This is a genomic window from Glaciecola punicea, assembly GCF_001756615.1.
Classification (GTDB): domain Bacteria; phylum Pseudomonadota; class Gammaproteobacteria; order Enterobacterales; family Alteromonadaceae; genus Glaciecola; species Glaciecola punicea.
This window is the reverse complement of sequence record NZ_LZXY01000009.1, coordinates 134715-141053: the sequence shown is the minus strand read 5'-3', so window position 1 is coordinate 141053 and position 6339 is coordinate 134715. Positions and strand designations below refer to the sequence as shown.

Genomic DNA, 6339 nt, shown 5'->3' with positions numbered 1-6339 from the left:
AACCGGTGCAAACCATCCATTTATGGATGATTATGTGCAAGATTTTGTAAGTGAAATAAATAAAGCGAGAACGGCCGCGTCGCTTCAGCAGCCTCGTTACTATTTTGCAGGAAAAGTTTCAGGCACGAGTTCAGTCAAGAGTTGAATTGCACTTTCATCTTGCAGATCTAGGCACATAAGCACAGTATATAATATCTATATCTAAACAGAACATTCGCCTATACGGAGTCAACATCATGAGCACATACAAAAAAATATTAGTCGCAATAGACATCAATGCCGACTACGAAGGCATCATTACAAAAGCGCTTTCGATTTGCCAATCTCCAAAAGATCTTACTCTCGTGTATATATCGCTTAGCGCGATTTATATTCAACCTTACTTATACGGAGCAGACTACAACGCAATAGATGACGCTGGTCGCTTAGAAAATGCGCGCAACAAACTAGCCGATATTGGTAAAGAGTTTGGTATAATCGAGCAGCAAGTATGTTTAAAAACAGGCAATGCTGCGGATGAAATAAAAGATATTGCAAACGATATCGAGGCCGACCTAATTGTAATTGGGACCCACGGCAGAAGCGGTATAAAACTGCTGTTAGGCTCTACTGCAAATGCTGTTTTACATGGCGTAAAACAAGATGTGCTGGCCGTTCGCCTTCACGAGCATAAATAAATACCACAGAGAATAATTTCCCGCTCTCAGGTATAAATATGTCATTGTCATTTTACTTCTGCCGGCTGTGGGTTGTGGCACACTGTGCTAATAGCAGCGACCAAAATTACCCGGCTATTTAACTGAGTCGATGCCCCTGGCACAAACCTTGGTGCGCGCACCATTAACCTGATTGATGGCCATATTCAAAGCGATACGCCAAATACCTAGGCGGTTATTTGTTATCCACAAAACAGTGTTAAGAGGTCTTGCGTTTCGGCGTCTACACTTTGTTTTTTCATTACGCTCTTAATTGGGCGTAATGTTGGCTTATTGTTGCACACCCCCGCCATTTTGCCACTTTCTCCATTTATAATCGCTTTAGTGGCCAAAACGCCTAGCCTTATTCCCAGCATTCGGTCTTGCGCAGACGGCTTGCCGCCCCTTTGTATATGCCCAAGTTTGGCAATACGTAAATCTATGTGGGCGTTTACTTTGCGAATTTTTGACGAAACTTGCTCGACGTTTAGCTCGTCCCCTTCACACATTACTACTATAAAAGCGTCTTCACTATTGTAGTGCTTTATTTTGTGCAAAAGATAGTTGATGTCTTCATTACTTTCGGGCACTAAAATGGCATCGGCGCCGCAGCTTAGGCCAGAATGTATGCCTATGTAGCCCGAATCACGGCCCATAACTTCAACCAAAAACACGCGGTTGTGAGACTCAGCAGTATCCCTTATATTATCGATGCATTTTACGGCCGTATTTACCGCTGAATCAAAGCCCAGTGTATAGTCAGTCCCTGCAATGTCATTGTCTATTGTGCCAGGGATACCAATAAAGGGAATATTACTTATTTTTGATAGGGCCAACATGCCACGAAACGTGCCATCACCGCCAATAGCAATAATCGCGTCGAGCTTATTTTGCTCGATAGTGCGCAAGGCTTTATTTTGTCCTTGGACAGACATGAAGCGTTCGCTTCGCGCGGTTTTTAGAATGGTGCCGCCCTGGTGCATCAACCTTTGCATTTCATTAGGATCAAGCGGCAATAAATCATTGTCGATAAGACCTTCAAATCCTTTCCTTATGCCGCTAAGCTTTATGCCGTGATTGTTTGCGGTTTTTGCAACCGCAAACACCGCCGCGTTCATTCCAGGGGCATCACCACCAGAGGTCAAAATGCCAATGTGCTTAATGTCACTCGCCATAACTACTAACCTATTACGAAAGCTTGACTCCATAAGTCAGCATATCATGAGCAATTGTATTTAGTGTAGAGCGTATAGGTAAATCAATACAAGAATTATTGCTATGCTTGACCTCGCACAGGTATTTACCTTGCGAATAAGTGTTATGGTTGACCTACGACAGGTATTTAACTCACGAAAAGGAATACACTATGAGCACTAATGTAGACATCAGTAATCGCCCCGATTATGACCAAGTCATTCAAGATATTGCCAATTATGTATTAACGTATGACACCTTCAGCGATGAAGCGATGGACACGGCTCGTAACTGTTTAATGGATACCCTAGGCTGTGGACTGCTAGCGCTGCGCTTCCCACAATGCACTAAGCTTCTTGGACCCATTGTACCTGGTACAATTGTACCAAACGGGGCCAGAGTGCCTGGCACTTCCTTGGTGCTAGATCCCATAAAAGCTGCCTGGGACATTGGCTGTATTATACGCTGGTTAGACTACAACGATACTTGGCTGGCGGCTGAATGGGGGCATCCATCAGATAATTTAGGCGCTATATTAGCCGTAGCAGATCACTTGTCTCAAGTCAGATTATCCAAAAACGAGCAGCCTCTGCTTATGCGAGAAGTGCTTGAAGCAATGGTTATAGCGCATGAAATTCAAGGCGTTATCGCGCTTGAAAACGCGTTTAATCGCGTGGGTTTATGCCATGTTTTATTGGTCAGAGTTGCCTCAGCGGCGGTGGTTACTAAAATGATGGGCGGCAGCAAAGAGCAGATTATGGCAGCGGTATCTCAAGCGTGGGTAGACGGCAGCGCCCTGCGCACTTATCGGCATGCCCCAAATGCAGGTTCACGCAAGTCATGGGCGGCTGGAGATGCTACTGCAAGAGCTGTTAGCTTGGCCAGTATGTCAATGCGCGGCGAAATGGGCATACCAAGCGTGTTAACCGCCCCGGTGTGGGGCTTTTACGATGTCTTGTTTTCAAAAACAAACAAAGACCAAAAGATAAAGGCAGATGATCAACGCCAGTTTACTTTTTCGCAAGGATACGGCTCTTATGTGATGGAAAACATCTTGTTTAAGATTTCATTTCCTGCTGAATTTCACGCACAAACAGCCGCAGAAGCGTCGGTTATTTTGCATAATGAGGTAAAGGGTCGTCTAGCAGATATTGATAAAATTGTGGTGCGTACGCATGAGTCCGCCATTCGCATTATTTCAAAGACGGGAACGTTAGCTAATCCTGCTGATCGCGACCATTGCCTGCAATATATGATTGCCGTGCCCTTAGCATTTGGAGATTTAATCGCCGAGCACTATGAAGACGCATTTCATGAGGCACATCCAATCATAGATGAGCTGCGCAGCAAAATGGAGATTATAGAAGATAAACGCTTTACTTTAGAATATTTAGAAGCCGATAAGCGTGCTATTGCCAATGCTATTCAAGTAAGCTTTAAAGATGGCAGTAGCACTCAAGAAATAGTAGTAGAATATCCAGTGGGTCATCGGCGGCGCCGTGAAGAAGGAATTCCGCTTTTGGAACAAAAATTCAAATCTAACTTAGCATCGCGTTTTCCAAGCCAGCAGTGCAACACCATATTCACTTTGTGTAAGGATAAGAGCAAATTAGAAAACACGCCAGTAGACAGCTTTATGGACATGTTTATTATTGCTTAAATGGATTTAATGAACGTAATGACTTCATTTACCGCTAAACACTTAATTTATAACAATGGAGCTTAACTAATGACATCGAACAAAAATACTGAACCCAAGCACGGTATAGCCAACTTTGCAGCCTTAGAAACTGCCATAGCGAATGGTGAAGAGCAATCGGTAAAAGAATTATTAGGAAACGAAGCAATGCCAGAGATTGAAAGAAGTTATCTTTTAGACTTTGCCAAGCTCAGCAACAACCCTGCGATCACAAAGCTAATTGAAGATATTCCAGAGAAAGAGTAGGCGCTAATAAAAAGGGGCTAATTAGACCTGCCCCCTTTACTTTTTTCTTGATTTTTATAGTATCAGATTTTAGTCTTATTCCATAAATAAGCTATTGATTTACATGGAAATGGCAGCTTATTAAAGCTTACTCAGTTAAGCGTTCGCAGCGACAGACTAATCGGAAAATGGTCGGAAGAATGAATGTTAGTATGCACGTGAGCGTCTATTACCTCTATGCCGCGACAGTAAACATGGTCAAGATGTTGCAGCATATGACTTAACTTAGGCTTGCGGCACAACTTTACTTCTTCTAACAAAAAAGACGCAGCGAGATGGTTAAAATATTCTAACCTTCTTCCATTCCATGTATTGAAGTCACCCGCCAACAATATAGGTCCAGTATGCTGGCACAAGGCCTGAAAAACTTGTTTAAGATGCGCTTTGTACTTTTCAAATGAAACAAAGTTAATCATATGCGAGTTAACCACTAGCAGAGATTGCACAGGCGATATTGGGTATTGTGTTGCCAGCAGCATTTTTTTTGTTTGCGTTAAGGGCTCACCGTGCGCCGATACTGAAAAGTGATGATTATTTGCGGCAACAATAGCACCCGTTTTAACACCCGTCACAATGTTGGTTTTTATGTTTCTAAAACTGCGCGCCATAATCCACTGGTGCCGTTGGGATTCATTGAAGTGTAAGTCAAAAGGTGAGTTTAAAACGGCTTCTTGCAGCAGGATTAGGTTTTTATTGCGCACTAGACTAACAAAGTCTTCCTGCCAGCCTTTCTTTTTGCACTTAAACACGTTCCACAGTAACACGTTTATATTAGGACCCATTATCCGCTTAGAAGCACTGCCCATAATTTTCAGAGACTCAACTTTACTGTAACGACTTTTCAGAATGAGCATTTGGGCCTATAAATAGCGCTGCACTTTGATCATATAATGCATACGCACGGAGTTAAAGATAGGGTGAAAATAAACGGAACAAGTTGTTGCGCACTTTCTTATAGATAGGCAACGCATTAATTTCACTCTTATTAACAAGGGCTGCGTTTTGTCTTTTTACATCAAACAGAGCCGTTAATTTCGCGTTAAGATCGGCGTCAAAACATTCTAAGTTAATTTCAAAATTAAACTCTAGGCTCCTCGCATCCCAGTTACTCGAGCCTATAAAGGACCAAATATCGTCAATCATGACAGCTTTGCTATGGTCAAAGGGCCTGTTGTTTGTATAAATTTTTATCCCATGCTGAATAATTCTTGAAAAGTTAGCCTCCATTACCCAATTTATAAATGGAATGTTGCTATTGCCAGGCACAATAATTTCAATTGACACACCGCGCAGCGCCGCAGCGTGCAAAGACGTCATAAGTGATTGATCAGGAATAAAATAAGGCGTTATGATTTTTACACTTTTTTGCGCACATACCAGCGCGTTAATTAATGTCCACTTTACTTGGTTGTGGTTTTCATCAGGGCCGTCTTGTACTACTCTGCTAAGCACCGAATTATTACTTAACTGCATGGGGGTAGGTGCACTTGGATCATATTGAGGGAACTGAATTTTCTCTCTGGTCGCAAAAAACCAATCTTCAACAAAGACCTGACTAATTTGATCGATCACTGGGCCGGTGACCTTAAATTGGACGTCGTCAATAGGTTTTTTCGCAGACTTAACCACATTATTTTTACTGATGTTCATTCCGCCGATGTAGGCAAGCTCGCCGTCTATACAGAGTGTTTTTCTATGATTTCGTAAGTTGATAAAGCGAATGCTAGTGAGCGAAATTGCAGGTAAAAAACGCGCGGTTGTGACACCGAGTTTTTTTAACGCGCGGTCAGATTTATGCCAGCTGTATCGAATACCTATCCCATCAAGTAGCACTTTTACGGTTACCCCCCGCTGCTGCGCCTTAGCTAAAGCGTTAACAAACTGCTGCCCCAGTGAATCACAGTCAAATATATAACTGGACAACACAACGTAGCGTTTTGCGCGATTAATGGATTGGATCATTTCAGGGTAAGCAGCGTCACCATTAATAAGCGGCTCAACGGTATTGCCGGCTAAATGACTGAGCGGATGAATGGTATAGCCTGAAATGATCGCGCTATGCCAATGTCTGGGTAGCCAATGAAATTTAATAGTGGTTTCTTCTTGGCGAAGATCCTCTTTCAGCTCTGGTGGGTGTTCTTTTTGTGCCAAACGCTTAATGCGGTTTATGCCAAACAGCCAATAAAACATGCCGCCTAGCACAGGAGACAGTATTACGAGACTAATCCACGCCAATGATGTGCGTTCATTTTCTTTAAAGAGCAGCACGTGAACTGATGTAAGAAAAGAAAAGCTTATATGCAAAATTACCGTTATGGTTACCCAGTGAACGGTGGTCAATTGCAGTATCGCTTCAAACATTTGCATATAATCTAACTCGAATTTGTAATACTAAATTTACGACTAACAGCAACCGCGGCTGCCGCTCGTATTCATGTGGCGAGCGGCATTATTACACATCTGGGT

At 42.7% G+C, this 6339-nt stretch carries 6 protein-coding genes; 3 read left to right on the top strand and 3 right to left on the bottom strand.

Annotated features, from left to right (window positions below):
• The first annotated feature begins 236 nt into the window (after nucleotides 1–236).
• A complete protein-coding gene (locus tag BAE46_RS11445; RefSeq protein ID WP_006002892.1) occupies nucleotides 237–677 on the top strand; it encodes a universal stress protein in 441 nt (146 codons plus the stop codon).
• A 221-nt stretch (nucleotides 678–898) separates the two neighbouring features.
• Here BAE46_RS11445 and BAE46_RS11440 read toward each other — a convergent pair whose 3' ends face one another.
• Nucleotides 899–1870 (bottom strand): 6-phosphofructokinase, encoded by a 972-nt coding sequence (locus BAE46_RS11440; RefSeq protein WP_070112880.1) that lies wholly within the window; start codon nucleotides 1868–1870, stop codon nucleotides 899–901.
• Nucleotides 1871–2061: 191 nt separating this feature from the next.
• Here BAE46_RS11440 and BAE46_RS11435 point away from each other — a divergent pair, with 191 nt between their 5' ends.
• Nucleotides 2062–3549, top strand: coding sequence for a bifunctional 2-methylcitrate dehydratase/aconitate hydratase (locus tag BAE46_RS11435; RefSeq protein ID WP_070112878.1), 1488 nt, complete (start codon nucleotides 2062–2064; stop codon nucleotides 3547–3549).
• Between the two features lie 69 nt (nucleotides 3550–3618).
• Nucleotides 3619–3834, top strand: a complete 216-nt coding sequence (locus BAE46_RS11430; protein WP_006002901.1) for a hypothetical protein — start codon at nucleotides 3619–3621, stop codon at nucleotides 3832–3834.
• Between the two features lie 131 nt (nucleotides 3835–3965).
• On the opposite strand, the gene BAE46_RS11425 is transcribed toward BAE46_RS11430, so the two are convergent.
• Nucleotides 3966–4721, bottom strand: a complete 756-nt coding sequence (locus BAE46_RS11425) for an endonuclease/exonuclease/phosphatase family protein (RefSeq protein ID WP_040520060.1) — start codon at nucleotides 4719–4721, stop codon at nucleotides 3966–3968.
• A 58-nt stretch (nucleotides 4722–4779) separates the two neighbouring features.
• Nucleotides 4780–6240: a phospholipase D-like domain-containing protein gene (locus BAE46_RS11420; RefSeq protein WP_006002906.1), complete on the bottom strand. Its 1461-nt coding sequence runs from the start codon at nucleotides 6238–6240 to the stop codon at nucleotides 4780–4782.
• Between the last annotated feature and the right edge of the window lie 99 nt (nucleotides 6241–6339).

What these genes read in the sequence shown, in the direction of transcription:
- BAE46_RS11445 (WP_006002892.1), top strand. Translation starts at nt 237, where the DNA reads ATGAGCACATACAAAAAAATATTAGTCGCAATAGACATCAATGCCGAC.
- BAE46_RS11440 (WP_070112880.1), bottom strand. Translation starts at nt 1,870, where the DNA reads ATGGCGAGTGACATTAAGCACATTGGCATTTTGACCTCTGGTGGTGAT.
- BAE46_RS11435 (WP_070112878.1), top strand. Translation starts at nt 2,062, where the DNA reads ATGAGCACTAATGTAGACATCAGTAATCGCCCCGATTATGACCAAGTC.
- BAE46_RS11430 (WP_006002901.1), top strand. Translation starts at nt 3,619, where the DNA reads ATGACATCGAACAAAAATACTGAACCCAAGCACGGTATAGCCAACTTT.
- BAE46_RS11420 (WP_006002906.1), bottom strand. Translation starts at nt 6,240, where the DNA reads ATGCAAATGTTTGAAGCGATACTGCAATTGACCACCGTTCACTGGGTA.